Origin of the sequence: Alkalihalophilus lindianensis (genome assembly GCF_032843265.1) — a bacterium.
GTDB lineage: Bacteria > Bacillota > Bacilli > Bacillales > Bacillaceae_D > Alkalihalophilus > Alkalihalophilus lindianensis.
The window spans coordinates 1-268 of sequence record NZ_JAWJBA010000399.1 but is presented as its reverse complement, the minus strand read 5'-3'; the positions used below and the strand labels follow the sequence as shown (position 1 = coordinate 268).

At 36.2% G+C, this 268-nt stretch carries 1 protein-coding gene; it reads left to right on the top strand.

The genetic code is table 11. From position 1 onward, the window contains the following. The coding region (locus RYX56_RS22755) for a glycoside hydrolase domain-containing protein (protein WP_317124174.1) at positions 1–268 on the top strand (268 nt) is incomplete at both ends.

The following is a 268-nucleotide window of genomic DNA, read 5'->3' as shown; positions in this document are numbered from 1 at the left end:
AGGAGGAAAAGAAAACCTCCTAAAAAGTATGTCCTATTTGTACGGTGAACATGATCCTGACAATGGTAAAGCAATGTTACACTCCAATACGAATGAGATCGATTTACAAACACCCTATATGTTTAATTATGCTGGTAAACCAAGTAAAACACAATACTGGACACACAAAATCTATACAGACAAGACTTGGAATCGATATAGCGGAACCGGTGAATTTAATCCGCCAATTTATGACTATGTCTATAAATTAGCTCCAGATGGCTTCTTA